The 3,090-nt window shown below is 65.2% G+C and carries 3 protein-coding genes; 1 reads left to right on the forward strand and 2 read right to left on the reverse strand.

The annotated features are described in order from the left end of the window. Both DYI24_RS24150 and DYI24_RS24155 read right to left on the reverse strand, forming a co-directional pair. A partial coding sequence (locus DYI24_RS24150) for a class I SAM-dependent methyltransferase (RefSeq protein WP_164574126.1) occupies window positions 1-601 on the reverse strand: 601 nt, incomplete at its 3' end. A 96-nt stretch (window positions 602-697) separates the two neighbouring features. Further along, window positions 698-1,870: an isovaleryl-CoA dehydrogenase gene (locus DYI24_RS24155; RefSeq protein WP_119018066.1), complete on the reverse strand. Its 1,173-nt coding sequence runs from the start codon at window positions 1,868-1,870 to the stop codon at window positions 698-700. 343 nt (window positions 1,871-2,213) lie between these two features. Between DYI24_RS24155 and DYI24_RS24160 the strand changes: the two genes are divergently transcribed. After that, window positions 2,214-3,090: cytochrome P450 family protein (locus DYI24_RS24160; protein ID WP_164574127.1), on the forward strand; the 877-nt coding region annotated here is incomplete at its 3' end.

A 3,090-nucleotide genomic window follows, 5' to 3' on the forward strand; every position in this document is an offset into this window, starting at 1 on the left:
GCGTCAGCGTGGCCTGCTGCTCCGGCGAGAGGCCGGAAAACAACCACCGCTCAACACGGCCGTCGCTCTCGTCGAAGTAATCAGCCAGTTCGATGGCCACCGGAACGCCGTGCTCATCGCGGATGTTGCGGCGTGTCGGCGGCACGAAGCAGGGATGCAGGATGGAAAACTGCAAAAAGCCGCCCGGCTTCAGGATTCGCGCCACCTCGCGGAGCACAGTCGCCTGGTCGACCATGTCCATCATCGACATGAAGGCCGTCACGAAATCGAAGCTGCCGTCTGCGAACGGCAGCGTGAGGCCGTCTCCCAGCACGTAGTCGATGCCGAGCGGATCACGTCGTTCGGAGTCGCGGGCATGGCGCAGGAAGGTCGGGGCGATGTCGAGGCCGGTCATCGAGGCGCCGAGCCGCGCGACGGCGCGCGTGTTGGTGCCTTCACCGCAGCCGAGGTCCAGCCCCTTCAGACCAGCGACCGTCGGCAACATCGCGAGGAAAGCCGGCGTATTCAGCGCATCGCGATATCGGTCATGGCCGGCACGCGACAGCATCGTCCACGTCTCGGCGTTGCTTTCCCAATGCGCGGAGACCTCCTTGGCGTCCATCTTTGTCCCTCCGATTTCAAGCGAGGGGCGGAGCCATAGGGGCCACAGATGTCAAAGCAAGGGCGCCAAGATGGCGCCCTTGCAACGCGTGACGCCTTACGCCGTCTTGGTGAATAGCTCGCGGCCGATCAGCATCCGGCGGATCTCGCTGGTGCCGGCGCCGATTTCGTAGAGCTTGGCGTCACGCAGCAGGCGGCCGGTCGGATAGTCGTTGATGTAGCCGTTACCGCCGAGCAGCTGGATGGCATCGAGCGCGCACTGCGTGGCGCGTTCGGCGGCGTACAGGATCGCGCCGGCGGCGTCTTCGCGGGTGGTCTCGCCGCGGTCGCACGCCTTGGCGACCGCATAGACGTAAGCGCGCGAGGCGTTCATCGTCACGTACATGTCGGCGACCTTGCCCTGCACCAATTGGAACGTGCCGATCGGCTCGCCGAACTGCTTGCGCTCGTGCACGTAGGGCAGCACCACGTCCATGCAGGCCTGCATGATGCCGACCGGGCCGGCGGCCAGCACCGCGCGCTCGTAGTCGAGCCCGCTCATCAGTACATTGACGCCGCGGCCGACCTCGCCGAGCACGTTCTCCTCCGGCACTTCGCAATCCTCGAACACCAGTTCGCCGGTGTCGGAGCCGCGCATCCCGAGCTTGTCGAGCTTCTGCGCGGTTGAGAACCCCTTGAAGCCCTTCTCGATCAGGAACGCGGTGATGCCGCGCGGCCCGGCGTTCGGATCGGTCTTGGCGTACACCACCAGCGTCTCGGCGATCGGGCCGTTGGTGATCCACATCTTGTTGCCGTTGAGGATGAAGCGGTCGCCCTTCTTGTCGGCCCGGGTCTTCATCGACACCACGTCCGAGCCGGCGCCCGGCTCGCTCATCGCCAGCGCGCCGACGTGTTCACCGCTGATCAGCTTCGGCAGATATTTGCGCTTCTGCGCTTCGTTGCCGTTGCGGCGGAGCTGATTGATGCAGAGGTTGGAGTGCGCGCCGTAGGACAGGCCGACCGAGGCCGAGGCGCGGGAGATCTCCTCCATCGCGATGCAGTGCTCGAGATAGCCAAGCCCGGCGCCGCCGTAGTCTTCCTCGACGGTGATGCCGTGCAGACCGAGCGCGCCGAGCTTCGGCCACAGATCGCGCGGGAACGTGTTGGTCTTGTCGATGGCCTCGGCGCGCGGTGCGATCTCGTTAGCGGCGAAGTCGCGAACGGTCTCCCGGATCGCGTCGGCGGTCTCGCCGAGATCGAAGTTGAACAGGCTCTGCGCGTTGGGAATCATGCTGGGTGCTCGCTCCGCTCGGCGGCGCCTGCAGCGTCGCCGTGTGTTGTTTGCGCGCACCATGTCACGGCGTCGGGAGCCTGAGAAGGCTCCAATGGTCGGGCGGTGCAGCATGGTCTCCAGCTTGTCGACGCAAGTCGCGCGCGGAGCGCTTTTCTACCGTCAAATCAATTTGTTCGAACGGCCGGTCAGGCTCCCCGAAAGCGCCCCACCGCTGCCGCCTATTGACGATCTGATCAGACGGCCGAACCCGCCGGACCGAACCATGGCGGGACAAAAAAATCCGACCGCGACCGCCGCCGCTTTGAGGCGAGCGTCCATGACATGGCCAGGGAGGACGACGATGCACGGCACCATCGAGACCGGAAAAGCGGCGCGGCTGCGGGCGGCGCGCGAGGAAGCTTATGCGACCCCGCTGAAGGATTTCCATCCCGGCGCGCCGCGGCACTTCCGCGACGACACGCTATGGCCGTGGTTCGAACGGCTGCGCAAGGAAGAGCCGGTGCATTACTGCACCAATGCGCCGATCGAGCCGTATTGGAGCGTCACCAAGTACAACGACATCATGCATGTCGACACCAACCACCAGATCTTCTCGTCGGATTCCACGCTCGGCGGCATCTCGATCCGCGACGCGCCGGTCGGTTACGACTGGCCGAGCTTCATCGCGATGGACGAGCCGCGGCACTCGGCGCAGCGCAAGACGGTGTCGCCGATGTTCACGCCGCAGCATCTGGACGAACTGGCGGTGCTGATCCGCGGCCGGACCCAAAAAGTGCTGGACGGACTGCCGCGGGGCGAGACCTTCAACTTCGTCGACCGCGTCTCGATCGAACTGACGACGCAGATGCTGGCGACGCTGTTCGATTTTCCGTTCGACGAACGCCGCAAGCTGACGCGCTGGTCCGACGTCGCCACCGCGCTGCCGAAGAGCGGCGTGGTCGAATCCGAGCAGCAGCGCCGTGACGAGCTGAACGAATGCGCCGCGTATTTCGCCCGGATGTGGAACGAGCGGGTGAACTCGGAGCCGCGTAACGACCTGCTGTCGATGATGGCGCATCACGACGCCACCCGGACGATGGACCGCGACAACCTGATCGGCAACATCCTGCTGCTGATCGTCGGCGGCAACGACACCACCCGCAACACCATGTCGGGCTCGGTGCTGGCGCTGAACGAGAACCCGCACGAATTCGAAAAGCTGCGGGCCAATCCGAAGC

The sequence above is a fragment of the Rhodopseudomonas sp. BR0C11 genome (assembly GCF_010820945.1).
Taxonomy (GTDB): Bacteria; Pseudomonadota; Alphaproteobacteria; order Rhizobiales; family Xanthobacteraceae; genus Rhodopseudomonas; species Rhodopseudomonas palustris_H.